27 protein-coding genes are annotated in these 26,949 nt (G+C 54.7%); 20 read left to right on the plus strand and 7 right to left on the minus strand.

Going from position 1 to position 26,949, the window contains the following annotated elements; all coding sequences use genetic code 11:
• Window positions 1–149 precede the first annotated feature (149 nt).
• Window positions 150–818, plus strand: coding sequence for a YecA family protein (locus tag M2422_RS01030; protein WP_029741940.1), 669 nt, complete (start codon window positions 150–152; stop codon window positions 816–818).
• A gap of 34 nt (window positions 819–852) precedes the next feature.
• On the opposite strand, the gene tyrP is transcribed toward M2422_RS01030, so the two are convergent.
• Complete coding sequence (gene tyrP / locus M2422_RS01035; RefSeq protein ID WP_064672739.1) at window positions 853–2,064, minus strand: tyrosine transporter TyrP; 1,212 nt, start codon at window positions 2,062–2,064, stop codon at window positions 853–855.
• A 229-nt stretch (window positions 2,065–2,293) separates the two neighbouring features.
• On the opposite strand from tyrP, the gene M2422_RS01040 reads away from it, so the two are divergent.
• Window positions 2,294–2,635, plus strand: coding sequence for a hypothetical protein (locus M2422_RS01040; protein WP_064672738.1), 342 nt, complete (start codon window positions 2,294–2,296; stop codon window positions 2,633–2,635).
• Window positions 2,636–2,671: 36 nt separating this feature from the next.
• Here M2422_RS01040 and ftnA read toward each other — a convergent pair whose 3' ends face one another.
• Entirely contained in the window at window positions 2,672–3,169 is a 498-nt protein-coding gene (gene ftnA / locus M2422_RS01045; protein WP_023336146.1) for a non-heme ferritin, read from the minus strand.
• A 204-nt stretch (window positions 3,170–3,373) separates the two neighbouring features.
• Window positions 3,374–3,712, minus strand: a complete 339-nt coding sequence (gene yecR, locus M2422_RS01050; protein WP_023336145.1) for a YecR family lipoprotein — start codon at window positions 3,710–3,712, stop codon at window positions 3,374–3,376.
• Window positions 3,713–3,946: 234 nt separating this feature from the next.
• Between yecR and azuC the strand changes: the two genes are divergently transcribed.
• Together azuC and M2422_RS01060 are read left to right on the plus strand one after the other, a co-directional pair.
• Window positions 3,947–4,030, plus strand: coding sequence for a stress response protein AzuC (gene azuC, locus M2422_RS01055; protein ID WP_014884364.1), 84 nt, complete (start codon window positions 3,947–3,949; stop codon window positions 4,028–4,030).
• A gap of 107 nt (window positions 4,031–4,137) precedes the next feature.
• A complete protein-coding gene (locus M2422_RS01060; protein ID WP_064672737.1) occupies window positions 4,138–4,389 on the plus strand; it encodes a DUF2766 family protein in 252 nt (83 codons plus the stop codon).
• Window positions 4,390–4,431: 42 nt separating this feature from the next.
• On the opposite strand, the gene M2422_RS01065 is transcribed toward M2422_RS01060, so the two are convergent.
• Entirely contained in the window at window positions 4,432–5,775 is a 1,344-nt protein-coding gene (locus M2422_RS01065) for an anaerobic C4-dicarboxylate transporter (protein ID WP_064672736.1), read from the minus strand.
• 156 nt (window positions 5,776–5,931) lie between these two features.
• Window positions 5,932–6,435, minus strand: a complete 504-nt coding sequence (locus tag M2422_RS01070) for a non-heme ferritin-like protein (protein WP_023312270.1) — start codon at window positions 6,433–6,435, stop codon at window positions 5,932–5,934.
• A 787-nt stretch (window positions 6,436–7,222) separates the two neighbouring features.
• On the opposite strand from M2422_RS01070, the gene araF reads away from it, so the two are divergent.
• The 5 genes from araF (at window position 7,223) to otsA (ending at window position 13,178) form a co-directional block, all read left to right on the plus strand.
• Complete coding sequence (gene araF, locus M2422_RS01075; RefSeq protein WP_003859687.1) at window positions 7,223–8,212, plus strand: arabinose ABC transporter substrate-binding protein AraF; 990 nt, start codon at window positions 7,223–7,225, stop codon at window positions 8,210–8,212.
• Between the two features lie 71 nt (window positions 8,213–8,283).
• Window positions 8,284–9,798 carry an L-arabinose ABC transporter ATP-binding protein AraG gene (gene araG, locus M2422_RS01080; protein ID WP_029742192.1) on the plus strand — a complete coding sequence of 505 codons (1,515 nt, stop codon included), beginning with the start codon at window positions 8,284–8,286 and terminating at the stop codon, window positions 9,796–9,798.
• A 14-nt stretch (window positions 9,799–9,812) separates the two neighbouring features.
• Complete coding sequence (gene araH, locus M2422_RS01085) at window positions 9,813–10,799, plus strand: L-arabinose ABC transporter permease AraH (RefSeq protein WP_029742191.1); 987 nt, start codon at window positions 9,813–9,815, stop codon at window positions 10,797–10,799.
• Window positions 10,800–10,975: 176 nt separating this feature from the next.
• Window positions 10,976–11,779, plus strand: coding sequence for a trehalose-phosphatase (gene otsB / locus M2422_RS01090; RefSeq protein ID WP_064672735.1), 804 nt, complete (start codon window positions 10,976–10,978; stop codon window positions 11,777–11,779).
• On the plus strand, window positions 11,754–13,178 hold the full coding sequence (gene otsA / locus M2422_RS01095; RefSeq protein WP_048979948.1) for an alpha,alpha-trehalose-phosphate synthase: 1,425 nt from the start codon (window positions 11,754–11,756) through the stop codon (window positions 13,176–13,178). Before otsB ends, otsA begins: the two co-directional genes overlap by 26 nt.
• 15 nt (window positions 13,179–13,193) lie before the next feature.
• Here otsA and uspC read toward each other — a convergent pair whose 3' ends face one another.
• Complete coding sequence (gene uspC, locus M2422_RS01100; protein ID WP_033145878.1) at window positions 13,194–13,622, minus strand: universal stress protein UspC; 429 nt, start codon at window positions 13,620–13,622, stop codon at window positions 13,194–13,196.
• A gap of 794 nt (window positions 13,623–14,416) precedes the next feature.
• Between uspC and flhD the strand changes: the two genes are divergently transcribed.
• The 6 genes from flhD (at window position 14,417) to cheW (ending at window position 19,849) form a co-directional block, all read left to right on the plus strand.
• Window positions 14,417–14,767 (plus strand): flagellar transcriptional regulator FlhD, encoded by a 351-nt coding sequence (gene flhD, locus M2422_RS01105; RefSeq protein WP_008500415.1) that lies wholly within the window; start codon window positions 14,417–14,419, stop codon window positions 14,765–14,767.
• A 2-nt stretch (window positions 14,768–14,769) separates the two neighbouring features.
• Window positions 14,770–15,348 carry a flagellar transcriptional regulator FlhC gene (gene flhC, locus M2422_RS01110; RefSeq protein WP_013096051.1) on the plus strand — a complete coding sequence of 193 codons (579 nt, stop codon included), beginning with the start codon at window positions 14,770–14,772 and terminating at the stop codon, window positions 15,346–15,348.
• A 123-nt stretch (window positions 15,349–15,471) separates the two neighbouring features.
• Window positions 15,472–16,359, plus strand: a complete 888-nt coding sequence (gene motA / locus M2422_RS01115) for a flagellar motor stator protein MotA (protein WP_008500417.1) — start codon at window positions 15,472–15,474, stop codon at window positions 16,357–16,359.
• Window positions 16,356–17,285: a flagellar motor protein MotB gene (gene motB, locus M2422_RS01120; protein WP_032658606.1), complete on the plus strand. Its 930-nt coding sequence runs from the start codon at window positions 16,356–16,358 to the stop codon at window positions 17,283–17,285. The genes motA and motB overlap by 4 nt, the downstream gene beginning before the upstream one ends.
• A 4-nt stretch (window positions 17,286–17,289) precedes the next feature.
• Window positions 17,290–19,326 (plus strand): chemotaxis protein CheA, encoded by a 2,037-nt coding sequence (gene cheA / locus M2422_RS01125; protein ID WP_058841408.1) that lies wholly within the window; start codon window positions 17,290–17,292, stop codon window positions 19,324–19,326.
• 19 nt (window positions 19,327–19,345) lie between these two features.
• Complete coding sequence (gene cheW, locus M2422_RS01130) at window positions 19,346–19,849, plus strand: chemotaxis protein CheW (protein ID WP_023312262.1); 504 nt, start codon at window positions 19,346–19,348, stop codon at window positions 19,847–19,849.
• Between the two features lie 104 nt (window positions 19,850–19,953).
• On the opposite strand, the gene M2422_RS01135 is transcribed toward cheW, so the two are convergent.
• On the minus strand, window positions 19,954–21,219 hold the full coding sequence (locus M2422_RS01135; protein WP_064672734.1) for a dicarboxylate/amino acid:cation symporter: 1,266 nt from the start codon (window positions 21,217–21,219) through the stop codon (window positions 19,954–19,956).
• A 429-nt stretch (window positions 21,220–21,648) separates the two neighbouring features.
• Between M2422_RS01135 and M2422_RS01140 the strand changes: the two genes are divergently transcribed.
• From M2422_RS01140 to M2422_RS01160, 5 genes are read left to right on the plus strand one after another with little or no spacing between them, the layout of a single operon-like run.
• Window positions 21,649–22,221, plus strand: coding sequence for a spore coat protein U domain-containing protein (locus M2422_RS01140; RefSeq protein WP_023312260.1), 573 nt, complete (start codon window positions 21,649–21,651; stop codon window positions 22,219–22,221).
• Between the two features lie 12 nt (window positions 22,222–22,233).
• Window positions 22,234–22,782: a spore coat U domain-containing protein gene (locus M2422_RS01145; protein ID WP_064672733.1), complete on the plus strand. Its 549-nt coding sequence runs from the start codon at window positions 22,234–22,236 to the stop codon at window positions 22,780–22,782.
• A gap of 16 nt (window positions 22,783–22,798) precedes the next feature.
• Entirely contained in the window at window positions 22,799–23,554 is a 756-nt protein-coding gene (locus M2422_RS01150) for a molecular chaperone (RefSeq protein ID WP_064672732.1), read from the plus strand.
• Window positions 23,530–25,914 carry a fimbria/pilus outer membrane usher protein gene (locus M2422_RS01155; RefSeq protein WP_064672731.1) on the plus strand — a complete coding sequence of 795 codons (2,385 nt, stop codon included), beginning with the start codon at window positions 23,530–23,532 and terminating at the stop codon, window positions 25,912–25,914. The genes M2422_RS01150 and M2422_RS01155 overlap by 25 nt, the downstream gene beginning before the upstream one ends.
• The gene (locus tag M2422_RS01160; RefSeq protein WP_033145871.1) at window positions 25,911–26,873 is read left to right on the plus strand and encodes a spore coat U domain-containing protein; all 963 of its coding nucleotides are present in this window, start codon (window positions 25,911–25,913) and stop codon (window positions 26,871–26,873) included. The genes M2422_RS01155 and M2422_RS01160 overlap by 4 nt, the downstream gene beginning before the upstream one ends.
• Window positions 26,874–26,949 lie beyond the last annotated feature (76 nt).

The raw sequence follows: 26,949 nt of genomic DNA on the forward strand, positions 1-26,949 counted from the left end.
AGCGGAGATCACATATCGTTAACAATAAAGCCCATAAGTTGTGCAAAGGTCACGATTTGCACGTTTTTGCAGCAATAAAGACCTAAACTTCAGCCCGGAGAGGCGTGAGTTATGTGTTAGGATCGTTTCCTTTTGCAGGAGTGTCAGCGATGACTGAAGGCCCATTGAATGAAAGCGAAATGGCGTGGCTTGAAGAGACGTTAATGTCTTACGGTCATGATGACGCGTCCGTGATTGACGTGTCCGAACTGGACGGCATGCTTACCGCAGTGCTTTCCGGTCCTGTTGTCGTTGAGCCAGATGCCTGGCTGGTGGCGGTGTGGGGTGGCGAGAAGTACATTCCGCGCTGGAAAAACGATCGTGAGATGAACCGTTTTATCGATCTCTGCTTTAAGCATATGAACGATATTGCCGAGCGCCTGAGCGAGTACCCGGATCAGTTTGAACCGATGTTTGGTTATAACGACGTGGATGGTGAGAGCTATACCGTGGTGGAAGAGTGGTGCTATGGCTATATGCGCGGCGTGGCGCTGACGGACTGGTCAGCCCTGCCGGAAGCCCTGAAGGCCGATCTTGACGTGATTGCCCTGCACGGGACGGAAGAGAACAGCGAAAAGCTGGATGAACTGTCCGAAGAGGAGTATATCGCCAGCATCGAAAGCATCCAGCCTGCGGCACTGCGTTTATATCAGTACTGGGTTAACAACCCGCAGCAGCCGGAAGTGAAGAAGCCGACGGTGAACGGCACGAAGGTCGGGCGTAACGATCCGTGTCCTTGCGGCAGCGGGAAGAAGTTTAAGAGCTGCTGTTTGCACTGATAAAAAAAGGGGCTGATGATAGCCCCTTTTTTATTTAACCCACTTCCGGCAGTATCCCGGCTGCAATCAATACCTGCACCAGAATAATCACCACCCCACAGCCAAACACAACGCACAGCAGCGGTTTTCCTCCCGCCACGCGATATCCCTGCTGAGGATGCTGCTGGCGGCTCTTCCACGCCAGCAGGGAAGGGAGCAGCAGGGCCAGGATTGAGAGCGCCACCCCTGCGTAGCCCAGCGCCATCACAAACCCGCGTGGGTAAAACAGCGCAAAAGCGAGCGGCGGCAGGAAGGTGATGGCACCCGTCTGCAACCGTCCAGCCGCGGTATTGCGACGCTGGAACAGGTCGGCCAGATAATCAAACAGGCCGAGCGCCACGCCCAGGAACGAGGTTGCCAGCGCCAGGTCGGCAAACAGGTGTACCGCCAGCTCCACGTGCGGGGAGGTAACAACCTCGCGCAGTGCCAGCAGAAAACCGTTCAGGCCAGCGTGTTGCGCCATCAGCCCAATAAAGGTCGAAGAGTCAATGCTGCCCAGCGTCACCAGCTGCCAGAAAATATAGGCGATCAGCGGGATCGCGCTGCCGATTACAAAGACGCGACGCAGCTTGCGGATATCGCCGTTCATATAGCTGACGATGCTCGGCACGCTGCCGTGGAAGCCAAACGAGGTGAAAATGACCGGGATCGCGGAGAGCGCCAGCCCTTTTTCCAGCGGCAGCGTCAGCAGGTTGACCTTGTGCACGTGCGGCGCCAGCAGCACCAGCATGACGATCAGGAAGAGAATTTTGGCGCTGAACAGAAAGCGGTTAAACAGATCGACCAGCGATGTCCCCACGCAGACCACGCCGCCGCCGATGAGCGCAAAGAAGATAGCCCCCGTCGCCGGAGTAATGTCAGAGCCAAACCAGTCGTTGACGCTGGAGGCGATGAGTTCCCCGGCGCCGCTGATATAGGCGGCGGTCAGGGCGTACATCAGGAACATCATGCTAAAGCCGGTTATCCACTGGCCGTAGCGTCCCAGATAGCGCGCCGCAAGCGAACCCAGACCGGTGTCGGCGGGCACGTGCTGGTAAACCTCAAGCAGCAGCAGGGCGGTGTAGCACATCAGCGCCCAGAGCGTACCCAGCAGCAGCAGGGTCATGCCAAATCCCACGCCCGCGGCTGCCAGGGGCATTGCCAGCATTCCTGCGCCAATCGTCGTTCCGGCGACGATAAAAATACTTCCCAGGGTTCTGTTTCTCACGCTTTCCTCTACAAAGATGCTTAACCGCGACAAAATCTGCGGCGCAGAGTAAGGGAAAAGCCGTAATTCGTCAAATCACCGTTACAAGTAGTGTAATGAATTATTTACGAAGTACTGGAGCTCTGACCCTTTTTAGGCGCAGGCCTACTTCATAAGGGCAATGTTGCCAGGCGACATTCCGGCGTAACGTAAACAATAAATATAAATTATCAAATTAAGTGAGGGTTTTATGGCTGAGGAGAATCCCTTCACCGCGGCATGGAGCCGGGGAGGCAACCTGTTGTGCCATGGCCACTGGATAATTAGCTGGCAGAACCAGCCCCTGATACTTCCCGAGTCCCGCCGCGAAAAGGATATGGGCACCTGGGCAATCTACTCGGTTATCGATCCTGAAGACGAAACCTTTGCGCAAGGCTTACAGGAAGATGAGTGGATCGTTGAGAATGTCGACTGGTTAACGGATATGTTCTTCGAGGTGGGGATTCCGCTGGAGACGTCCAGCTACCGCTATTTTTACAAGGCGGTGAATCCCCATGACTGGCGCTGCACCAGCTGCGCCGGGTGTATGTAAATTAACGCGGTGCCGGAAACCGGCACCGCGCTGAAATTAATTCTGCGTATCGAGAGTGGAAAGTTCTTTATCAATAAAGTAAAGACCTTCGCCGGATTTCCCCACCAGAGATAATTTATCCAGTACGGATTTAAACAGCTTCTCTTCTTCGTGTTGCTCAGCGACGTACCACTGCAGGAAATTAAAGGTTGGGTAATCCTGGCTGGTCATTGCGGCATGAACCAGTTCGTTAATTTTCTGCGTGATCAGCTGCTCGTGCTCGTAGGTGGCGCGGAAAAGTTCATCGAGAGAATTATACTCGGCAAAGGGGGACGTCACGGTTTCAATGCGCGGCAGGCTGCCCGTATCCGTAAGATAATCAAACAGACGCTGCATGTGGGTCATCTCTTCCTGAGCGTGACGACGCAGAAACGCGGCTGCACCTTCGAAGCTGTGGTAGCTGCACCAGGCGCTCATCTGCTGGTAGAGCAGGGATGAAAAAAGCTCAAGGTTCATTTGTGCGTTGAGCTTGTCGATCATTTCAGTTTTCAGCATGGTGACGCTCCGGATTATTATTTCTGGTTCACAATGAGCGACACTATAATTTGTTATTTAATTATTTGCAAAACGTAAAATTTTTATTTTATTTATTTAAAATACGAATGGGAATAAAACGCATTGGCGATTTTTATAATTTATTAATGAGAATTGTTTTTGTTCGTAATGAAATATACTGCCAGCAAACGCTGGCAGGGTTGATTAATACCAGGGGTTATTTGACTTAGGGTTAACGGCGTAACCCATACATTTATACTGGATAGTCACGCTCTCGTTCAGGCACAAAGAGCCGCTCGTCAGGGTGCAGGTTTTGATGGGCTGACCATAGGCTGAGGCGGTGGCATACCCCATGCTCTGACACGCTTTTGCCGCCGTGCCGTTATTCACATACTCATCGGAATACGCATTTTGCAGCGCTGCCTGGCCGTAATCGAGGCGGACGATGCCGTTCGGCGCGTCGAGGCTGCTGACTTCAGCCTGGCGGTTGATACTACACCCCGCGAGCAGCAGGATTGTGCCGGCTACAATGACTCTTTTCATGGTTCGCTCTGAGTGGATGGAAATACCTTATCGTACCCGCAGATGCCCGCTGCAATGCCTGGAATAGCCGGACAATCTGCCCTCACTCTTCGCAACGGGTCAGAGGGGAGTGCTATCAGGACAACCTCTTATAAAAATGTGATGAGAATCACAAAATGATTGATTTTTGTGATAATGGTCATATTATAAGCACGTTGACAATAAAGTTGTATAACAAGTTAATGGAGCATCATCGTGAAACTGCGCAAAATCCTGAAAAGCATGTGGGCCAATTACTGCCGCACGTTCAAAGACGTGCCGCCAGGCGCCATGTTCTGATAAAAAAACCTGCTTCGGCGGGTTTTTTTGTACCTGCAGGTGATGAAGGGAAGATGTCAGGGGGCGTGTTTTGCTACTATGGCGGCCTTTAAATAAGGAGAAAGCCCATGTCACAAAACCTGAGCGCCGATCAGGAACTGGTCTCTGACGTTGTCGCCTGTCAGCTGGTTATCAAACAAATCCTTGATGTTCTGGACGTGATTGCGCCGGTTGAAGTGCGCGAGAAGATGTCTACGCAGCTGAAAAAGATCGATTTCGCTAGCCATCCTGCTGCCGCTGACCCGGTTACGCTTCGTGCGATCCAGAAAGCTATCGCGCTGATTGAGCTGCGATTCACGCCGCAGGGTGAGTCCCACTAAAGCAGGGGTAGGGGCGACGGCACGTGTCGCCCTTTGAAGCGGTTAAAAGAACGTCTGGACCAGCAGGTAGCTCGCCGCGCACGCGCAGCTTACCCCAATCAGCCCCGGCAGAATAAAGCTGTGGTTGATGATAAATTTGCCGATGCGGGTGGTGCCTGAACGGTCAAAGCCGATGCAGGCCAAATCACTTGGATAGGTCGGCAGGACAAAATAGCCGTAGGACGCCGGGAAAAAGGCGATCAGCATTTTCGGGTCGATGCCCAGCATGAGGCCCATAGGCGCAACGGCCGTCAGCGCAGCCGCCTGGCTGTTCACCAGTTTTGATACCAGAAACAGCACAATGGCATACGTCCACGGGTGGCTCTTCACCACGCCTTCCAGCGCAAGCTTTAACTCGTCGAGATGCGCCTGAAAAAAGGTATCGCTCATCCACGCCACGCCGAACACCGAGAAGATCGCGACCATACCGGCCTTAAACACCGCGCCGTTGGAAATGGCCGACGCATTAACCTTACAGGCCATCAGCATCACGGCGCCCGCAATTAACATCATCATCTGAATGACAAGGTTCATCGACAGCGCCGTCATTTTGCCTTTCACCTCAAAGGAGGGGCGCAGGTCAGGGAATGCCCCCAGCAAAACGACCACGGCAATACCGGCAAAGAAAATCCACGTGGACCAGTAGGCCTGTTTAGGGAAACGCTGATTCATTAACGTCTCCGTTCCGCCGTAGATAAACTCGCGCTGCTTAGGATCTTTCAGCTTTTCCTGAAACTCTATGTCGTCAACCAAATCTTTCCCACGGCGTAAACTCCACAGGGCCGCGATGGCTACGCCGAAGAGCGAAGCGGGAACCGACACGGCGAGAATTTCCAGGATCCCCCACGCGTGGCCGATCCCATGCTGGGCCGCCAGGATAGACACCAGCGACACAACGGCAACGGAAACGGGGGAAGCCGTGATCGCCATCTGTGACGCGACCGATGCCACGGCCATGGGGCGCTCGGGGCGGATCCCTTTTTTCAGGGCGATATCCGCAATGATGGGGAACATGGTGTAGACCACATGCCCAGTGCCGCACAGAAAGGTCAGCATCCAGGTGGTGAAAGGGGCGAGCAGGGTGATGTGCTGCGGGTGTTTGCGCAGCAGACGTTCGGCAAACTGCATCATGACGTTGAGGCCGCCCGCAGTCTGCAGCGTAGCCGCACAGCCAATCACCGCAAGGATGGTCAGCATAACGTCAACCGGCGGTTTACCCGGTTGCAGACCAAAGACAAAACATAAAATAAAAAGACCAATACCGCTGATTAACCCAAGCCCCATACCGCCGAAACGCGTACCCGTCAGCAGGCAGAGGAGAATGACAACAAACTCAATGGTGATCATGATGCTCCCTCGTCAATGATTATGTAACTAAATAAATCATCACACGTTGTGTGGTTAATCATTGGGAGCCAGATCTGATTTGTTAAATTTCAGCAAAAGCAGAAGGTTGGAGATAGGATGGGGGCCTGCTCCCTGGGACGGAAGCAGGCCAAAAACTCAGTGGTGCTGCACCGCCACAATGTCGAGCAGATGACGGTCGGTTTGCTCAGGACATAAACCCGCCTGTTGCGCATTATGGATCTCATCCGCCAGCGTCTTCAGCAGCATTCCATCCTGCTGCTGCTCTTTGTCCATATCACGTAAGAATTTGAGGGTTGTAATATCCTGCTGCGCTTTGGCTTCATCGGCAAGTTTGCTGAGCGTGCTGCAGCGTTGCTCGTACTCTTCAAGCGTTTTCTGAAACAGTTCTTCCAGGCAAGAGTAGTTTTCGTTGATCCCATCAAGGGCTTTAACGACAGGATTTGCCCCTGCGGCTTTCAGAAAGTTAAAGACACGCATCATATGGGTGACGTTACTTTGCGCCTGAGAGCGAAAGAATGTGGCAGACCCCGTAAGACTATTCTCGGCACACCACGCGCTTAAGTGAAGGTGCAGGTTAGAGGCGTAGAACTCAAGGTTCATCTGCGCGTTAAGTTTTTGCATCATCGTTTGGGTAGCCATACTCATATCCTTATTGACTGTGGGACGTGATGTCCGTTGCGTAACCTGAGCGCCAGGCAAATACGAAGAGAAGAGCAGAAATAGACATTCTGCCGTGACCGAAGTCGACCGAAATTCACTTCCTGTGTTCGATATAAATAAGCATACCCTTGTATTGGGTCTAAGAAAACTCTTAATCAGACTATATTTACCATACATTACAAAGTTTAATATAGTACAGAAATACAATTAGCTCGCCATGAATTGAATGTGACTTAATGGACTAATAATTAACGATTTTTATCGTGATGACACACTGTTACTCTTTCGAAAATATTAAGTTGGAATATTACTCCGGGAAAAGGAAAAATACGGATTAATCATTTCTAATATATGATGTGTCAATAAAATTGCGCTAAATCAAATTCTGCGGAATAACGTTTTTTCAGGTGCGTTGTACATTCGTGATGAAAAACATGTTGAACCCCTTAACGCCAGGTGCCGTTTTGCCCGCTGAAAGGCATCAGGGATATCTTGGCTAATCTTATGGATAATTCTGCTTAACCCCCTTCCATTTGTCTGACAAATCCTGCCTTTTTTATGTCATTTTTCGCTGAATTTATGTACGCAATTACTGTAATTCTGCGGTGTGATGGGGCTCTCTTATGGATGATTAATTTCCCGCTAAAACTATCACCAGCAATAACGCTTATGACGAGGTAAGCGCTAATGCCTTGTTTTAAGTCCGATTAAATAAGAAGCACGCACTTATTCCCTACAGAAAAGATTGCTAAAGCTGGAGTTTACCATGCACAAATTTACTAAAGCGCTGGCGGCCATCGGTCTGGCTGCCGTTATGTCACAATCCGCTATCGCTGAGAATTTAAAACTCGGTTTTTTGGTAAAACAGCCCGAAGAGCCCTGGTTCCAGACTGAGTGGAAATTCGCAGATAAAGCCGGGAAAGATTTAGGTTTTGAAGTCATTAAAATCGCCGTGCCTGACGGCGAAAAAACCCTGAACGCCATCGACAGCCTGGCGGCCAGCGGTGCAAAAGGTTTCGTTATCTGTACTCCGGATCCAAAGCTGGGGTCGGCAATCGCGGCGAAAGCGCGCGGTTACGATATGAAGGTCATCGCGGTTGACGATCAGTTCGTTAATGCCAAAGGCAAGCCGATGGACACCGTCCCGCTGGTCATGATGGCGGCGACCAAAATCGGCGAACGCCAGGGCCAGGAACTCTATAAAGAGATGCAAAAGCGCGGCTGGGATGTCAAAGAGACCGCGGTGATGGCTATCACGGCTGACGAGCTGGACACCGCCCGTCGTCGTACTACCGGTTCAATGGATGCGCTGAAAGCGGCTGGCTTCCCGGAAAAACAGATCTATAAAGTCCCAACCAAATCCAACGATATCCCGGGCGCTTTCGACGCCGCGAACTCTATGCTTGTCCAGCATCCGGAGGTCAAACACTGGCTGGTGGTCGGCATGAACGACAACACCGTGCTGGGCGGGGTGCGCGCGACGGAAGGCCAGGGCTTCAAAGCGCCTGACGTGATCGGGATTGGCATCAACGGCGTTGACGCCGTCAGCGAGCTGTCCAAAGCGCAGGCTACCGGCTTCTACGGTTCTCTTCTGCCGAGCCCGGACGTTCACGGCTACAAATCCAGTGAGATGCTCTACAACTGGGTAACCAAAGGGGCCGAACCGCCGAAATTTACTGAAGTGACCGACGTGGTGCTGATTACCCGCGACAACTTCAAAGAGGAGCTGGCGAAAAAAGGGCTGGGCGGTAAGTAATACGCTGTGATTGTGCCCCTCATGCATCGTGAGGGGCCAGACGTACACACTACAGGAATCACGGAGACGTTATGCGACAGTCTGATCCGTATCTCTCTTTTCGCGGCATCGGGAAAACTTTCCCCGGTGTTAACGCGCTGACCGATATCAGCTTCGACTGCTATGCCGGCCAGGTTCACGCCCTGATGGGGGAAAACGGCGCGGGGAAATCCACGCTGTTGAAGATCCTCAGCGGCAACTACGCGCCTACGACCGGCACGCTGGCCATTCGCGGCGAAGAGGTGGCGTTTGCCGATACCACGGCGGCGCTCAATGCCGGGGTGGCGATCATCTATCAGGAGCTGCACCTCATTCCCGAGATGACCGTGGCGGAAAACATCTATTTAGGACAGCTCCCGCACAAAGGCGGTGTGGTAAATCGTTCGCTACTTAATTATGAAGCGGGGCTGCAGCTTAAACACCTGGGTCTGGACGTCGATCCCCAGACGCCGCTGAAATATCTCTCCATCGGCCAGTGGCAGATGGTTGAAATTGCCAAGGCGCTGGCGCGTAACGCCAGAATTATCGCCTTCGATGAGCCCACCAGTTCGCTCTCTGCGCGTGAAATTGAAAATCTGTTCCGCGTGATCCGCGAATTGCGTCAGGAAGGCCGTACGATTTTGTATGTCTCGCACCGCATGGAAGAGATATTTGCCCTGAGCGACGCCATCACCGTCTTTAAAGACGGGCGCTATGTGCGCACCTTTACCGACATGCAGCAGGTTAACCATGACCAGCTTGTTCAGGCGATGGTTGGACGCGAGCTGGGTGATATTTATCACTGGCAGCCGCGTCAGTACGGCCCTGAACGTCTGCGTCTGGACAGCGTCAAAGCGCCGGGCGTGCGCACGCCGATTTCGTTATCCGTTCGCAGCGGCGAAATTGTCGGCCTGTTTGGTCTGGTGGGGGCGGGGCGCAGTGAATTAATGAAAGGCCTGTTCGGGGGGACCCGAATTACCGATGGGCAGGTTTCTATTGATGGCGAACGGGTCGATATCCAGAAACCGGCCCACGCGATCAGGGCGGGCATGATGCTCTGCCCGGAAGACCGTAAAGCCGAGGGGATTATTCCGGTGCATTCGGTACGCGACAACATCAATATTTCCGCTCGCCGCAAGTTTATTCGCGCAGGCTGCCTGATAAACGATGGCTGGGAGTCGAGCAACGCCGACCACCATATTCGCTCGCTGAATATTAAAACGCCGGGTCCGGAACAGCTGATCATGAATCTGTCAGGCGGAAACCAGCAGAAGGCGATTTTAGGCCGCTGGCTGTCGGAAGATATGAAGGTCATTTTGCTGGATGAGCCGACGCGCGGTATCGATGTGGGGGCAAAACACGAGATTTATAACGTGATCTATGAGCTGGCAAAACGCGGCGTGGCGGTGCTCTTCGCCTCCAGCGATCTGCCGGAGGTGCTTGGCGTGGCCGACCGCATTGTGGTGATGCGTGAAGGCGAAATTGCCGGTGAATTGCTTCATGAACAGGCGAATGAACAACAGGCGTTGAACCTCGCCATGCCTAAAGTCAGCCAGGCTGTCGCCTGAGTAAGGAGTTAATGATGTCCTCTGTTACTACATCCGGAGCGCCGAAGTCGAAGTCGGCGCTGAGTTTTGGACGTATCTGGGATCAGTACGGCATGCTGGTGGTCTTTGCCGCACTGTTCCTCGCCTGCGCGATCTTTGTTCCTAATTTTGCCACCTTCATTAATATGAAGGGGCTGGGGCTGGCCATTTCCATGTCCGGGATGGTGGCCTGCGGGATGCTGTTCTGCCTGGCCTCCGGCGATTTTGACCTGTCGGTGGCGTCGGTGATTGCCTGTGCGGGCGTCACGACGGCAGTGGTAATCAACATGACGGAGAGCCTGTGGATTGGCGTTCTCGCCGGTCTGCTACTCGGCGTCATCAGCGGTCTGGTGAACGGTTTTGTTATCGCACGCCTGAAGATTAACGCTCTGATCACCACGCTTGCGACGATGCAAATTGTCCGCGGGCTGGCCTATATCATCTCCGACGGTAAAGCGGTGGGGATTGAAGACGAGCGCTTCTTTACCCTGGGTTACGCCAACTGGCTGGGGCTGCCTGCGCCAATCTGGCTGACCGTGGCCTGCCTGATCCTGTTCGGCTTCCTGCTCAACCGGACCACCTTTGGCCGCAATACGCTGGCGATTGGCGGTAACGAAGAGGCCGCCCGTCTGGCCGGGGTGCCGGTGGTTCGAACCAAGATTATTATCTTCGTGCTCTCAGGGCTGGTTTCTGCCGCCGCGGGGATTATCCTGGCTTCGCGTATGACCAGCGGCCAGCCGATGACCTCTATTGGTTACGAGCTGATCGTCATTTCTGCCTGCGTTTTAGGGGGCGTTTCCCTCAAGGGCGGCATCGGAAAAATCTCATATGTGGTGGCCGGTATCCTGATTTTAGGCACGGTGGAGAACGCCATGAACCTGCTGAATATTTCGCCGTTCTCGCAGTACGTCGTGCGTGGTCTGATCCTGCTGGCAGCCGTGATTTTCGACCGTTACAAGCAAAAAGCGAAGCGTACCCTGTAACCCGTTTTCCCGACTTTTATTGCTCAACTTATAACCATAGTTGACCCCTTAACCGCCCCGCCAGTAAAACTGGCGGGGCGGTTGTCAAATGGCGAGCGACGTCACACTGTCTATACTTACATGGCTATGAAAGAGGTAAAGGCGTTTACCTCTCGTAAACCGTAAGGAGGAAAAGGGTGGCTGACATGTTAACCGCACCGCCTGTACTGCCCGGACACTATGCTTTCTTTTTCGATCTCGACGGCACGCTCGCCGGGATAAAACCGCACCCTGACCAGGTGTCTATTCCGGATGCGGTGTTACAGGATTTGCATCAGCTCTCGCTCATGAACGAGGGAGCACTGGCATTGATATCAGGGCGCTCAATGGCCGAGCTGGATACGCTCGCCAGTCCTTACCACTTTCCGCTGGCCGGTGTGCACGGAGCGGAGCGCCGCGACATCCATGATCACACGCATATCGTTTCACTCCCCGACGCACTCACGCAAACGCTCCAGAAGCAGCTTTCTGCTGCGCTGGAAGCGCTGCCTGGCACCGAGCTGGAAGCCAAAGGCATGGCCTTTGCCCTGCATTATCGTCAGGCGCCGCAGCATGAGGAGGCCGTGCTTGCGCTGGCTCAGACGGTAGCGGATGCCCATCCACAGCTGGCGTTGCAGCCCGGCAAATGCGTCGTGGAGTTAAAACCGAAAGGGATTAATAAAGGCGCGGCCATCGCCGCGTTTATGGCGTCGCCGCCTTTCCAGGGGCGAACGCCTGTTTTCATTGGGGATGACCTGACCGACGAGGCCGGGTTTCGCGTGGTGAATCAGGCCGGAGGGATCGCCGTCAAGGTGGGGCCTGGTGACACGGTTGCCGAATGGCGGCTGGCGGATGTCGCCAGCGTCTGGCAGTGGATATCTGACATCGCTAACCAGCAACAACAACAAATAGCGCAAAGCAAAGGGGGAAACCATTATGGGTCGCTTAGTCGTCGTCTCTAACCGAATCGCACCGCCTGACGATAAAAAAGCCAGCGCGGGTGGCCTGGCGGTAGGGGTGTTAGGTGCCTTAAAAGCCGCTGGCGGGCTGTGGTTTGGCTGGAGTGGAGAAATCAGTGAAGAAGAGAAACCGCTCAAAAAGGTGACGCGCGGAAACATTACGTGGGCTTCATTTGCATTGAAAGAGAAAGACTATGATGAGTATTACTCGCAGTTCTCAAATGCCGTCCTGTGGCCTGCGTTCCACTATCGTCTTGATCTGGTCAAATTCCAGCGTGAATCCTTCGAAGGCTACTCGCGCGTAAATGCGCTGCTGGCGGATAAACTGCTGCCATTAATAGAGGAAGACGATATTTTATGGATCCACGATTATCACCTGCTGCCCTTCGCGAGAGAGCTGCGAAAGAGGGGGGTGAATAATCGGATTGGCTTCTTCCTGCACATTCCTTTCCCGACGCCGGAAATTTTTACCGCGCTGCCGCCGCATGAAGAGCTGCTGGAGGCGCTGTGCGATTACGATTTGCTGGGCTTCCAGACCGAAAATGACCGCCTCGCGTTCCTTGACTCCGTGTCTGGCAAAGCGCGTCTGGTGACCAAAGGCGGGAAAACCCATACGGCTTGGGGAAAAACCTTCCACACCGAGGTCTATCCAATAGGGATTGAACCTGACGAAATCGCGGAGCAGGCTTCTGGCCCGCTGCCGCCGAAGCTGGCGCAGCTTAAGAATGAACTCAAGCACGTGAAAAATATCTTCTCGGTTGAGCGTCTTGATTATTCCAAAGGGCTGCCGGAACGCTTCCTGGCGTATGAAACGCTGCTGGATAAATACCCGCAGCATCACGGGAAAATTCGCTATACCCAGATTGCGCCGACGTCGCGCGGTGAGGTTCAGGCCTATCAGGATATTCGCCACCAGCTGGAGACAGAAGCAGGGCGCATTAATGGCCGCTACGGGCAGCTGGGCTGGACGCCGCTGTTTTACCTGAATCAACACTTTGACCGTAAGATCCTGATGAAGGTCTTCCGCTATGCGGACGTTGGGCTGGTCACGCCGCTGCGCGACGGGATGAATCTGGTGGCGAAAGAGTATGTGGCGGCCCAGGATCCTGCCGACCCGGGTGTTCTGGTGCTTTCCCAGTTTGCCGGAGCCGCAAATGAGCTCACGTCGGCGCTCATCGTTAACCCTTATGACAGGGATGACGTGGCGAACGCGCTGAATCGCGCCCTGACAATGCCGCTCACGGAACGTATTTCCCGCCATGCTGACATGATGGAGACGATCCGGAAGAACGATATTAACCACTGGCAGGCGCGTTTTATTCAGGATCTCCGGAATATCGCTCCGCAAAGCCATGAAGGCGATCTGCAAAAAAAGATCGCGACCTTCCCTAAACTCGCCTGATTTACTGCTGGGGGGTTAATGCCCCCCAAGCGGCACTAACAGCACATCGACCTGGCTCGACGCGACAATAGATTTCGCCGCGCAGGCTGCCCGCGATAAAAAGCTGTGGTTATGGTTTCCGCAAATCACTAAATCTATATTTTGTCTGCGACACATATCGAGAATATGGGCGTTAAGTTCCCCGGTCGCAATAACAGTTTCATAAACAGGATATTGTGCCTTTTCCACTAATTCGCGCAGAAATTGCTGCGTTTCTTCCTGCAGAACCTCGCGAATATCCTCCAGCATGGGGGCTGCCAGCTGATTATACATCTCCGGCTCTGCGGCGAGGGTGATGAGGCTGATGCGGGCATTGTGGGGTCTGGCAATGGAAACTGCCCGGGCGACGAGCTGATGGCTTTCGGGGGAAACTGCTACGGAAACAAGAAGATGGGAGTAACTCATGGCGCACTCCTTAGATGTCTGAAAGACAGCGTTTAACCACCTTTACCGCGAAATCTCCGGTTCCGCAAGAGCAGATTACGACATTAGTGTGAAGCTTATCATAATTATTCATTAATTATTCTTATAAGAAGAATAACTGAAAAATGCGCCTAAATGAAAAAAATTAACAACTTAACGTAAATCACACAAATTCACGCTTTGACTGTTAAATCGTTTTGACCCGTTACAAACTCATTTCGAATGATCACGTCCTGAAACATCTTTTTTGTGCTACCTGCATAACTATATGTTTTTTCACGGTAAGAAAAATGTTTCCAGGAGAGGGGCATGATGTAAATGTTTCCGCGCGGCGCTTACGGCATGAAAAGCACGTTGCATGCCAGTTTGGATCACCCTTCTGCATGAGTATTCGTCAATTAAGAATACAAAACAGTACCAATTGGCTAAATTTCGAACAAATTACAAGTCATACTGATGGATTTATGGGTCATATTCACTTAAATTGTGTGACGTGGATCACATTTTTTTTAAATTTGAGGGTGGCTGGATTGTATGTGTCAAAACTGACGAGTAGAGTTTGCGTCGAATTAGGAAAAATCTTAGTTATTTGTAAGAAATGATAAATCATGTAAGAGACGCATTCGCGGTTTCTCTCTTACGGTTTCAGTGAATACAAACCTAAATTCAACTATGCATTTAGCCTTTTCTTTTTTATACCGGGTGATTTCCCGGCGACATCACGGGGTGCGGTCTTTCCGCATAAAAATAATAGTTGGTTATTCGGGATGGGAACAATGCATACATCCGAGTTGCTAAAACATATCTATGACATCAATTTGTCGTATTTACTGCTCGCGCAGCGTTTGATTAGTCAGGACAAGGCGTCCGCGATGTTTCGTCTGGGTATTAACGAAGAAATGGCAACCATGCTGGGCGGCTTAACCCTCCCGCAGATGGTTAAACTGGCTGAAACGAATCAACTGGTTTGCCAGTTCCGTTTCGATGATTCACAGACAATAACGCGTCTGACGCAGGAATCCCGTGTGGACGATCTTCAACAGATCCATACCGGTATTCTTCTTTCCACTCGCTTGCTTAACGAAATCAGCCAGCCTGATGACGTAGCCCGTAAGAAAAGGGCCTAGCAATGAGCGAGAAAAGCATTGTTCAGGAAGCGCGTGACATACAGTTGGCCATGGAGCTGATTACACTGGGTGCTCGTTTACAAATGCTGGAAAGCGAGACTCAGCTGAGCCGTGGTCGTCTCATCAAACTGTACAAAGAGTTACGTGGTAGTCCCCCGCCGAAAGGCATGCTGCCGTTTTCTACCGACTGGTTTATGACGTGGGAGCAGAATATTCATGCTTCCATGTTCTGTAATGCCTGGCAGTATCTTCTCAAAACCGGTTTGTGTAGCGGCGTTGACGCCGTGATCAAAGCGTACAAACTTTACCTTGAACAATGCCCACAGCAGGAAGAAGGCCCTCTGCTGGCGCTGACCCGCGCATGGACGCTGGTGCGTTTTGTTGAGAGCGGAATGCTTGAACTGTCTCGCTGCAACTGCTGCGACGGCAATTTTATTACCCATGCTCATCAACCTGCAGGCAGCTTCGCCTGTAGTTTATGTCAGCCTCCATCCCGCGCAGTAAAAAGACGTAAACTTTCCCGGGATGCTGCCGATATTATTCCACAACTGCTGGATGAACAGATCGAACAAGCTGTTTAACCCGAACGTGTGGGAAAGATTCCAGCAGCGGTAAGCAATTACCGCTGCTTTTTTTTACCCCGCAAACGGTAAACGCTGCGAGCTGGACGTCCTTGCCATAGTCACTAGCGGAAGGATGATGTCGTGCTTATCTTATTAGGTTACCTGGTAGTTCTCGGTACAGTTTTCGGCGGTTACATGATGACCGGCGGGCACCTTGGAGCACTCTATCAACCGGCTGAACTTATTATCATCGGCGGTGCAGGGGTAGGGGCTTTTATCGTTGGTAACAACGGTAAATCGATCAAGGGCACGCTGAAAGCGATTCCGTTGCTGTTCCGTCGCTCGAAATACACCAAAAGCATGTATATGGATCTGCTGGCACTGCTCTATCGCCTGATGGCGAAGTCGCGTCAGCAGGGCATGTTCTCGCTTGAACGGGATATTGAAAACCCGAAAGAGAGCGAAATTTTTGCCAGCTATCCGCGAATTCTTGCTGATGCCATGATGCTGGATTTCATCGTCGACTATCTGCGACTCATCATCAGCGGCAACATGAACACCTTCGAAATCGAAGCGCTGATGGACGAAGAGATCGAAACCCACGAAAGCGAATCTGAAGTGCCGGCCAACAGCCTGGCGCTGGTCGGCGACTCGCTTCCGGCATTCGGTATCGTTGCCGCGGTAATGGGCGTGGTTCACGCCCTGGCCTCGGCAGACCGTCCGGCAGCCGAGCTGGGCGCGCTGATTGCCCATGCGATGGTGGGGACTTTCCTCGGTATTTTGCTGGCGTACGGCTTCATCTCTCCGCTGGCAAGCGTTCTGCGCCAGAAGAGCGCGGAAACCACCAAAATGATGCAGTGCGTGAAGATCACGCTGCTCTCTAACCTCAACGGTTACGCGCCACCGATCGCGGTTGAGTTTGGCCGTAAAACGCTTTACTCCAGCGAGCGTCCGTCGTTTATCGAGCTTGAAGAACACGTGCGTGCGGTGAAAAATCCAAACCAACAGACGACAACTGAGGACGCATGAAAAACCAGTCCCATCCGATCGTCATCGTAAAAAAACGCAAGCACAAGGGCGGCGGGCATGGCGCACACGGCTCGTGGAAAATTGCGTACGCCGACTTTATGACCGCAATGATGGCGTTCTTTCTGGTGATGTGGCTGATCTCCATCTCCAGCCCAAAAGAACTGATCCAGATTGCCGAATATTTCCGTACGCCGCTGGCAACGGCGGTGGCCGGTGGGCCGCGTATCTCTAACAGCGAAAGCCCGATCCCGGGCGGCGGCGATGATTACACCCAGCAGAAGGGTGAGGTGAAAAAAGAGCCGAACATCGACGAGCTGAAAAGAAAGATGGAGCAGGCGCGTCTGAAGAAACTACGGGGCGATCTCGATCAGCTTATTGAAGCGGATCCGAAGCTGCGCGCGCTGCGCCCGCATCTGAAGATCGACCTGGTGCAGGAAGGGCTGCGTATTCAGATTATCGACAGCCAGAACCGCCCAATGTTTAAAACCGGGAGTGCGGAAGTCGAACCGTACATGCGCGATATTCTGCGTGCCATTGCACCGGTGCTGAACGGCATTCCTAACCGAATCAGCCTGTCAGGACACACGGATGATTTCCCGTACGCCAGTGGGGAGAAGGGATACAGCAACTGGGAGCTTTCTGCCGATCGTGCCAACGCCTCGCGTCGCGAGCTGGTGGTAGGTGGGCTTGATGATGGCAAGGTACTGCGCGTAGTCGGCATGGCCGCAACCATGCGCGTTTCCGACCGCGGGCCGGATGATGCCATCAACCGTCGTATCAGTCTTTTAGTGCTGAACCAGCAGGCGGAGCAGGCCATCCTGCATGAAAACGCCGAAAGTCAGAATGAGTCACTGGACGATTTAAAACAGCCTGGGGCCGTACCTTCGGCTGCCGTTCCAACATCGCCACCAGCCAATCCGAGGTGATAGCGTGAGCATGGATATTAGCGATTTTTACCAAACATTCTTTGATGAAGCCGACGAATTGTTGGCCGATATGGAGCAACACTTGCTCGATTTGGTGCCCGAAGCACCGGACTCCGAGCAGCTCAATGCCATCTTCCGTGCGGCGCACTCTATTAAAGGCGGAGCCGGAACGTTTGGATTTACCATCCTGCAGGAAACGACCCATTTAATGGAAAACCTGCTTGATGAAGCACGACGCGGTGAGATGCAGCTCAATACCGACATTATCAACCTGTTTTTGGAAACCAAAGATATTATGCAGGAACAGCTCGACGCCTATAAAAGTTCGGCAGAGCCTGATGCCGCCAGCTTTGAATACATCTGCAACGCGCTGCGCCAGCTCGCCCTGGAAGCAAAAGGTGAGGTCGCTGCAGCCGTTGTCCCTGCGGCGAAACTGAGCGTTGTCGATGCGGTTGCTGCCGACGAGGCCGCGCCAGCCGCTGCACAAGCGGGCAAACTGCGCGTTGTGCTGTCACGTCTCAAAGAGAATGAAGTTAACCTGCTGGAAGAAGAGCTGGGTAACCTGGCGAAGTTAAGCAACGTGGTAAAAGGCAAAGACAGCCTTGCCGCGACGCTTGATGACGGTATTGGCCAGGACGATATCGTGGCGGTACTGTGCTTTGTGATTGAAGCTGACCAGATCGCCTTCGAAACCGAAACGCCCGCGGTTGACGCCCCTGCCGCTGCGGAAGAGGTGGCCGCTGTCGCTCAGGCCGCCGCACCGGCTGTGGCTCCTGCGGCTCCGGCGCTGAAGGCCGTGCCAAAAGAGGCCGCGGCACCTGGCCGTGGTGAAAAGCCTGCCGCGCGCTCCAGCGAGTCAACCAGTATTCGCGTTGCCGTTGAGAAGGTCGACCAGCTGATTAACCTGGTTGGCGAACTGGTGATCACCCAGTCGATGCTGGCCCAGCGTTCTAACGAACTGGACCCGGTCACGCACGGCGATCTGATCACCAGCATGGGCCAGCTGCAGCGTAACGCCCGCGACCTGCAGGAATCGGTCATGTCCATCCGTATGATGCCGATGGAATATGTCTTCAGCCGCTTCCCGCGTCTGGTTCGCGACCTTGCCAGCAAGCTGAATAAACAGATTGAACTAACCCTGATGGGCAGCTCAACCGAACTGGATAAGAGCCTGATCGAGCGCATTATCGACCCGTTAACGCACCTGGTGCGTAACAGCCTCGACCACGGTATCGAACTGCCGGAAAACCGCATTGCCGCCGGAAAATCCCCGGTCGGTAACCTGATCCTCTCTGCTGAACACCAGGGCGGGAATATCTGCATCGAAGTGACCGACGACGGCGCGGGTCTTAACCGCGAGCGCATCCTTGCAAAAGCGATTTCGCAGGGGATGGCTGTCAATGAAAACATGACCGACGAAGAAGTGGGCATGCTCATCTTCGCGCCGGGCTTCTCTACCGCGGAGCAGGTGACCGACGTGTCCGGACGCGGTGTGGGCATGGACGTGGTGAAACGTAACATCCAGGAGATGGGCGGCCACGTTGAGATCCAGTCTAAACAGGGTTCCGGCACCACCATTCGCATCCTGCTGCCGCTGACGCTGGCGATCCTCGACGGCATGTCAGTCAAAGTGGCGGACGAAGTCTTTATCCTGCCGCTGAACGCCGTAATGGAATCCCTGCAGCCGCGTGAAGAAGATCTGCATCCGCTGGCGGGCGGCGAGCGCGTTCTCGAAGTGCGCGGTGAGTACCTGCCGCTGGTTGAGCTGTGGAAAGTGTTTGAAGTGGACGGGGCGAAGACAGAGGCCACGCAGGGCATCGTTGTGATCCTGCAAAGCGCGGGCCGTCGCTACGCGCTGCTGGTCGATCAGCTGATTGGTCAGCACCAGGTGGTAGTGAAGAACCTCGAAAGCAACTACCGCAAAGTGCCGGGTATTTCTGCCGCCACCATTCTGGGTGATGGTAGCGTGGCGCTGATCGTCGATGTGTCGGCGCTTCAGGGATTAAATCGTGAACAACGTGTGGCGTACACAGCCGCCTGATTAAGTAGAAGGTAATAACATGACCGGTATGAGTAATGTAACGAAACTGGCGGGCGAGCCATCAGGGCAGGAATTCCTGGTATTCACTTTAGGCGATGAGGAGTACGGCATCGATATCCTGAAAGTGCAGGAAATCCGTGGTTACGACCAGGTTACCCGCATCGCTAACACGCCTGCTTTTATTAAAGGTGTCACCAACCTGCGTGGCGTCATTGTGCCAATCGTGGACCTGCGCGTGAAGTTCAGCCAGGGCGACGTTGATTACGACGACAACACCGTGGTGATCGTTCTGAATCTGGGGCAGCGCGTGGTAGGTATCGTGGTGGACGGCGTATCTGATGTGCTTTCCCTGACCTCTGACCAAATTCGTCCTGCGCCGGAGTTTGCGGTCACGCTGTCGACCGAATACCTGACCGGCCTGGGCGCGCTCGGCGAGCGTATGCTGATTCTGGTGAACATCGAGAAGCTGCTGAACAGCGATGAGATGGCGCTGCTGGATATCGCCGCGAGTCACGTAGCGTAGGTAAATGCAAAACGGCAACCCAGGTTGCCGTTTTTTGTGTTTGCTTCCTCTCCCTGTGGGAGAGGGCAGGGGTGAGGGCATCAGGCCTCACCCTTTTTTTCACCTTACGCTTCCTGCTTTACCAGCTCAGCTTCAGCTTCCGCTTCCCGCGCGCCTTCATTCTGCGACAGCATCGCGGTCGCAATACCATTCCCCAGCACGTTAATTGCGGAACGGCCCATGTCCAGGAAGTGGTCGATCCCCATCAGCAGCAGAATACCCGCCACCGGAATATTAAAGCTCGGAATGGTTGCTGCCAGCACCACCAGTGAAGAACGCGGTACGCCGGCAATCCCTTTCGACGCCAGCATCAGGGTCAGCATCAGCACCGTCACTTCAGAGAAGCTCAGGTGAATGTTGTACGCCTGAGCGATAAACATCGAGGCGAAAGAGCAGTACACCATCGAACCCACCAGGTTGAAGGAGTAGCCAATCGGCAGAACGAAAGAGGCGATGTTGCGCGAGCAGCCAAAACGCTCCAGCTGTTCCAGCGTTTTCGGGTAGGCGGCTTCAGAGCTGCTGGTGGTAAACGCCACCAGGACCGGATCTTTCAGCATGCTGACCAAGCGAAACACCTCTTTTTTCAGCACCATGTAGCCCACGGCCAGCAGCACCATGCAGGTAAGAAGAATGGCAACATAGTAGCCGCCAATAAAGGAGGCGTAGTTCAGCAGAATGCCGAGACCCTGCGTGGCAATGACGGATGAAATCGCCGCGAAAATGGCCAGCGGAGCAACGTACATCACGTAACCCGTTACCTTCAGCATGATATGGGAAACCACATCCAGCGCGGCCACCAGCGGCGCGTTGAATTTCTGCCCCAGCGACGCGCCGCCGATGCCGAAGAACATTGAGAACACCACAATCTGCAGGATCTCATTGTTCGACATCGCCCCCGCGATACTGGTTGGAATGGTGTGCGACAGGAACGCTTTCAGCGTCATGCCGCCAACGGCCAGGCCGGTATCCACCGCTTCTGTCGGAACCGTCAGGTTCAGACCGCTTCCCGGATGCTCCAGCGTGACGATAAACAGGCCAACCAGAATAGAGAGCACGGATGAGCTGATAAACCACACCATCGCTTTGCCGCCAACGCGGCCAATGGTGGAGGTTTCGCCCAGCTTCATAATGCCGACGGTGAGCGTGCTGAAGACCAAGGGTGCAATGACCATTTTGATCAGACGGAGGAAAATATCGGTCAGAAGGGTAATATTATCCGACCAGGCTTTGATGGTATCCGCAGATGCGTACTCATGAATTGCTGCCCCTGAAAGAATACCCGCCAGCATGAATATCACGATGAAGAGTGTGAGTTTGTTTGCACTTGCCACGAAAAAAGACCCTCTATGCGCTTCAGATGTAGCCCGCGTCGATACATATAAATTTTTTATTACGATGCGGGAAATTATTCGGCACATAAATTGACGCAAAGTGTTGGGGGATACAACTCCTTTTTAATTTTTATTAATTTTGTTGTTAATGCGTCGACGATATATTGTGATCGTAGTCACATTTTAATGGATATATTCTCCCCGTATAGAATAAAATTGCTGCCTGAATTAATTTAACTTTCTGTTATTTATAAGAAAATTGAGTCAATAAGACATATGCCTTATGCGTTAAGGGTCGGGTGGTCGAAGCGATATCCGTAAACTAAATTCTCAATAACCCCCTCAGAGGAACGTTAAGCGGGGCTAACATCTTGAACGACAAAAATAAAATGTGGCAAGGGAACGGAGACGTCTTCTGGAGGGGGGTAAATGAAAAGAAAACTTCTTTTGATCTGCGCAGGCACCTTACTGGCTGCGACAACGGCCCATCAGGCGCTGGCCGTCACCAGCAGCGGCACCATCGGTGCAACGCTGACGCTGACAAACGGGTGTCTGATAAACGGCTCGCCCGCGCAGAGTGGTATTAACTTCGGTACGCTCGATTTCGGTACCCATCCGGCAACCTTTTCCACGCTTACGACGCAGCTGAGCGGCGCCAGCGGCGGAAACACCTTCACCATTCAATGTACGACCGCCAGCTATACGGTCGCGATCACCGGTAATACCCACTCCACCGCGCCCGGCTCCGTTGTCGGTTCGCCGGGCACGCCTGAACGCTATCTGGTGAATACGGCCAACGCGGCACAGGGCGTGGCTTACAGCCTGTACAGCGACAGCGGGTTTAACACCGTGATTGCCAATAACGCCGCGCTGCCGATCGCGTCTACGGCCGGAGGGGTGGACAGTTACACCCTCTACGGACGGATTACCGGCGGCGGTAACAGCGTGACGGTCGTTCCGGGAACCTACACCGACACGATTAACGTCAGCGTCACCTACTAGTCCCGAACCGCCATGAAGGCATCTCTCACAGGTCTGCGCAAACGCGCAGAGGGACGCGTGCAGCCTTTTTTCGCGCTGATCGTCGGATTGCTCACGATGCCCACGGCGGATGCGGTGACATCCCAGTCGTTTAAGGTCAGCGCGACGATTGTCCCGGGATGCGCGGTGGCCACCGGTAGCGGAGGGCTTCTCGGTACGCTGGATTTTGGCAGCCATAACGGCGTCGAGAGCGCGCCGGTGAGCACCCGCTTTGTGCCAAACGGGGCGTTGTCTATTGCCTGTACGCCAGGCGTGGCGCTGAGCATGAGCATTAATGGCGGTCAAAATTATTCATCCGTTCGCCGCATGAAGCGCGCGAACGGCGTCGATATGGTGCCATACCGGCTCTACAGCAGCAGCTCGCTGGCCGCAAACAGCGAAATTGGCGTCAACCAGGCGATAGCGGTGACCTATACCAACAGTAATAACATCGCGCTGCCGCTTTTTGGCGTGGCGCTACTGACCGGGTTTAGCCCGGCGGGAACCTATTCCGATCAGCTCACCGTGACCTTGTCATGGTAATAAAGGGAGAGTGTTGATGAAGCCATTTTTCAGACCGGTTTGTCTGGCGGGCGCGTTGGGAATGGCGGCAACCGGCCAGGCGCAGGCGGCGGCCACCATCCTGCTCTGGCCCATCGATCCCTGGCTTGCTGCGGACGCCAACGCCACGGAACTGTGGATCCAGAACCAGGGAAACAGCGCCACGACGATGCAGGTCCGCATCGTGCGCTGGAAGCAGGAGGACGGACACGAGCGCTATACCGCGCAGCAGGACGTGGTCGCCAGCCCGCCCATCGTCACGATTGGCACAGGCAACAAGCAGCTTATTCGCCTTATCAAACAGGCTTCAGTTCCCGCAGGGGTCGAACAGGCCTATCGCATTATCGTCGATGAAATTCCCCAGCCAGATGCCAAAGCTGAACCCGCCATCGGCCTGAAATTGCAGATGCGTTACTCCATCCCTCTGTTCGTATATGGACAGGGGATCCCGACCATCAAAGAGGGCGCGCATCACGCGCTGGCGGAGACCCAAAACCTGAGCTGGCGGGTGACGCAGGCGGAGGGAAAGCCTGCGCTGGAGGTCAAAAATCGGGGTGATGTCCACGTCAGGCTGAGCCAGGTGGCGCTGGAGCAGGGAGGTCAGAAACGCACGGTGGCGGAGGGATTGCTGGGTTACGTCCTGCCGGGCAGCACCCGCAGCTGGCCTATACCCGCTGGCGTTCGTCAGCCAGAGCGGATGAGCGCGCAGATTAATGCCAGGGACGAACAATGGCAGTCGACGCCCGTCAACTGAAGCCGGCGATGATGATACTGCTATGCGTCAGTTCAGCGACTCTGGCCGGGCCCGGCGACGACAGTTTACCGCCGCCTCCCCAGGCACAGGCGATAAATGATGAAGCGGTTTTCCAGCTGGCCATCGTGGTCAATCACTACGATACCGGCCTGGTCGTGCCCGTGACGCAGCGTAAAGGCGCTTTCTTTATCTCCAGCGCCGATTTGCTGCGCGCGGGGCTGCCCCCGGCGCACGTTCCCACCGGCGAGGTAAATCTCTCCTCGCTTGCTCAGGTTCGGGTGGAGTACGACAGCGCCGCGCAGCGCCTGCTGCTTAACGTTCCCCGCGACTGGGTGACGGCCCGCGTGACGCCTTTCAGCGCGCAAGCGGCGCAGGCCAAACCGCACTACGGGCGCGGGGCGCTGCTGAATTACGATCTCTACACCAACCACACGGAACATATCGGCGGTCAGGCGTCGATCTGGCATGAGTTCCGCTACTTCAACGAAAACGGCTCGTTTTCCTCGACCGGTTACGCGCGGGAAAATTTCACCGGTAACGACGGCCAGCAGGAAGGGTATGTCCGCTATGACACGACCCTGCTGTTCACCAACGAAGATGACGCGATGAGCTGGAGCGCCGGGGACGTGATCAGCGATGCCCTGAACTGGAGCTCCAGCGTGCGGATGGGGGGGATAAGCGTCGGGCGGGATTTTTCCCTGCGTCCTGACCTGGTGACATGGCCGCTGCCCGAGTTCGCGGGGGAAGCCGCGGTACCCACTTCGGTCGATCTTTTTATCAACGGCTATCGCTCCGGCTCAACCCAGCTTCAGCCGGGCCCCTTCACCCTGACTAATCTGCCCTATATCAACGGCGCCGGGGATGCGGTGCTGGTCACGACGGATGCGCTGGGGCGCCAGGTAAGCACCACGCTACCGTTTTACGTCACCAGCGACCTGCTCAAACAAGGGCTGAGCGACGGCGCCGTGACGCTCGGCAGCCTGCGGCGTAATTACGGTATCAAGAATTTTGACTACGGTCCGGCAGCCGGCAGCGGCTCGTATCGCTACGGGATGACGGACTGGCTAACCCTCGAGGGCCACGCGGAAGGGGCGCAGGAGCTGGCGCTGGGCGGCGCGGGGACGGTGATAAAACTCGGCCAGTTCGGCGTGGTGAATACCTCTTACTCGCAAAGCCGCATGCGCGGTGATGCGGGCGGGCAAATCAACTGGGGTTATCAGTACAGTACCAGCGAGTTTAGCGTCGCCACCCAGCACACGCGTCGCGACCGCGGCTTTGGCAATCTGGCCCTTTACGATCAGCCGACGGTGTATGACGAAAACGATAAGCCCATCGCCAGCTTTAGCCGTAATACGGACCAGTATTCGCTGACCTTCAATCTGGGACGGTACGGCAACATCGGTGCGGCCTGGATCGGCGTGGAGAGTTTTGACAGCCAAAAAACCGAGCTGCTCAATCTCTCCTGGAGCCGAAACCTGTGGGGAGCGAGCAGTATTTACCTGGCCGGCAGCCGGGATCGGCAGCGGGGAGACTGGACGGTCGCGCTGTCGCTGCAGGTGCCGCTGGGGGCGCGCGACAGCGTTGCCGTCACCGTTGAAAACACCCCGGATGCAGGCAGTACCCAGCGCATTAACTACAACCACTCCATGCCTTCTGACGGTGGGTTCAGCTGGAACATGGCCTGGGCCAACCAGTCAAGATCCAGTGATTATCAACAGGGTACGCTGGGCTGGCGCAATAACAACATCGAGCTGCAGGGCGGCGGCTATGGCGAAAGGGATACCATGACCTGGTGGGGCGAGGCGATGGGCGCCGTTGTGCTGATGGACGGCGAGCTGTTCGCGGCGAATAAGATCAACGATGCGTTTGTGGTCATCAGTACCGACGGCCACCCGGACGTGCCCGTCAGCTATGAGAACCAGCCCGTCGGTAAAACCAATAACAACGGCTACCTGCTGGTCAGCGGGGTGTCGGCGTATTACCCGGCAAGCTACCGGATTGATACTTTGAATCTCCCGGCGGATACCCGTCTGAAAGAGACCGAGCGGCGGATCGCGATTCGGCGCCACAGCGGCTATCTGGTCGATTTCCCGATGGAGCAGGAGAGGGTGGCAAGCGTTATTCTGCATGACGCGCGCGGGAAGGCGTTGCCGGTGGGAAGCCAGGTTCGACGCGCCTCGCGCAGCAATGCGGTGGTGGGGTATGACGGCATCGCCTGGCTGGAAAATCTCAGCGATGTGAACCCGCTGGAGGTGATCGCACCTGACGGGAGGCGCTGTAAGACTACCCTGACCGTGGGGGCCAATCCGGAGCACAAGCTGAAAACCTACGGGCCGCTGGTTTGCCGGGAGGAGCCATGACGCGCCTGCTGCTATTCATCCTGCTGCTGTTCTCCGGCGGCGGCTGGGCGGCGTGTACCGTCAGTACGGTTAATGCGTCGTTTGGCAGCGTCACCTCGTTCGCGCTTAGCGGAACCGGAGAAGTTCAAACCACCGGCACGCTGGTGGTGGCCTGCGATGCCGTGCTGAATCTGCTGACCAGCGACTCGGTAACGCTGACCTACACCGCGGCATCTGTCTCGGGCAGCAGCCGGGCCACGATGAAACGCACGGATAATGCGGCCATCACCGACGTGATCCCCACCCGGCTGTGCGGATTATCGGGATGCGCGAGCAGCAGCGAGGTACAGATAAGTAAATCGTATACCTGGAGCGGGAGTACCCTGCTGGGGTTGCTGGGGTCAAAGCAGTACAACATTCCGCTCTATTTCCGCACCGTCGCCGGGCAAAACGTCACTGCCGGGCCATATCAGGTGCAGTTAACCTTCAGCATTAACTACAGCGTCTGCTCCGTGGGCGCGCTTGGCATTTGCACAATCAATCAGACGGGAACCGCGACAACCACCATCCTGCTGGATATGACCGTTACCAACGACTGCAGCGCCATGACCACGCCAGATGTGAACTTCAACAGCGCGCCGCTGGTGCAAAGTTTCCCCACCGTCTCGCAGGCGATTGCCGTCACCTGTACCAAAGGAAGTTCGTATACCATCGGCATTAATAACGGTGCCAACGCGCTGAACAACGTGCGGCGGATGGTGAGCGGCAGCAACGCCATGAGCTACGACATCTATAAGGAAGCCACCGGTAACCGCTGGGGCGGCAGCGGCAGCGAGCGCTGGTCCAGCGCGGTATCGTCCCAGGTCAGTACCGACGGTTTACTGCGCACCTACAACTACACCGCGAAAGTCCTGACCAATCAGGCCACGCCGCCCGCCGGAACCTACACCGACACGCTGATTGTCGACGTGGCGTTTTAACCCCGCGCTTTTCCCTTTCGCAAATGTAAAGTTCCTGTGGGCTGTGCCGATAACACCGTTAATAAATCTATGAGAA

Source organism: Enterobacter sp. SLBN-59 (genome assembly GCF_024807915.1).
In the GTDB taxonomy this organism is placed as follows: domain Bacteria; phylum Pseudomonadota; class Gammaproteobacteria; order Enterobacterales; family Enterobacteriaceae; genus Enterobacter; species Enterobacter asburiae_B.

Bases quoted from the DNA above. Each gene is read 5' to 3' on its own strand.
- M2422_RS01140 (WP_023312260.1), top strand. From the start codon at position 21,649: ATGAAAAGAAAACTTCTTTTGATCTGCGCAGGCACCTTACTGGCTGCG.
- araH (WP_029742191.1), top strand. From the start codon at position 9,813: ATGTCCTCTGTTACTACATCCGGAGCGCCGAAGTCGAAGTCGGCGCTG.
- M2422_RS01060 (WP_064672737.1), top strand. From the start codon at position 4,138: ATGTCACAAAACCTGAGCGCCGATCAGGAACTGGTCTCTGACGTTGTC.
- motB (WP_032658606.1), top strand. From the start codon at position 16,356: ATGAAAAACCAGTCCCATCCGATCGTCATCGTAAAAAAACGCAAGCAC.
- ftnA (WP_023336146.1), bottom strand. From the start codon at position 3,169: ATGCTGAAAACTGAAATGATCGACAAGCTCAACGCACAAATGAACCTT.
- araF (WP_003859687.1), top strand. From the start codon at position 7,223: ATGCACAAATTTACTAAAGCGCTGGCGGCCATCGGTCTGGCTGCCGTT.
- M2422_RS01160 (WP_033145871.1), top strand. From the start codon at position 25,911: ATGACGCGCCTGCTGCTATTCATCCTGCTGCTGTTCTCCGGCGGCGGC.
- otsA (WP_048979948.1), top strand. From the start codon at position 11,754: ATGGGTCGCTTAGTCGTCGTCTCTAACCGAATCGCACCGCCTGACGAT.
- flhD (WP_008500415.1), top strand. From the start codon at position 14,417: ATGCATACATCCGAGTTGCTAAAACATATCTATGACATCAATTTGTCG.
- M2422_RS01040 (WP_064672738.1), top strand. From the start codon at position 2,294: ATGGCTGAGGAGAATCCCTTCACCGCGGCATGGAGCCGGGGAGGCAAC.
- M2422_RS01150 (WP_064672732.1), top strand. From the start codon at position 22,799: ATGAAGCCATTTTTCAGACCGGTTTGTCTGGCGGGCGCGTTGGGAATG.
- M2422_RS01065 (WP_064672736.1), bottom strand. From the start codon at position 5,775: ATGATCACCATTGAGTTTGTTGTCATTCTCCTCTGCCTGCTGACGGGT.
- yecR (WP_023336145.1), bottom strand. From the start codon at position 3,712: ATGAAAAGAGTCATTGTAGCCGGCACAATCCTGCTGCTCGCGGGGTGT.
- cheW (WP_023312262.1), top strand. From the start codon at position 19,346: ATGACCGGTATGAGTAATGTAACGAAACTGGCGGGCGAGCCATCAGGG.
- araG (WP_029742192.1), top strand. From the start codon at position 8,284: ATGCGACAGTCTGATCCGTATCTCTCTTTTCGCGGCATCGGGAAAACT.
- M2422_RS01070 (WP_023312270.1), bottom strand. From the start codon at position 6,435: ATGGCTACCCAAACGATGATGCAAAAACTTAACGCGCAGATGAACCTT.
- M2422_RS01030 (WP_029741940.1), top strand. From the start codon at position 150: ATGACTGAAGGCCCATTGAATGAAAGCGAAATGGCGTGGCTTGAAGAG.
- M2422_RS01155 (WP_064672731.1), top strand. From the start codon at position 23,530: ATGGCAGTCGACGCCCGTCAACTGAAGCCGGCGATGATGATACTGCTA.
- M2422_RS01145 (WP_064672733.1), top strand. From the start codon at position 22,234: ATGAAGGCATCTCTCACAGGTCTGCGCAAACGCGCAGAGGGACGCGTG.
- uspC (WP_033145878.1), bottom strand. From the start codon at position 13,622: ATGAGTTACTCCCATCTTCTTGTTTCCGTAGCAGTTTCCCCCGAAAGC.
- flhC (WP_013096051.1), top strand. From the start codon at position 14,770: ATGAGCGAGAAAAGCATTGTTCAGGAAGCGCGTGACATACAGTTGGCC.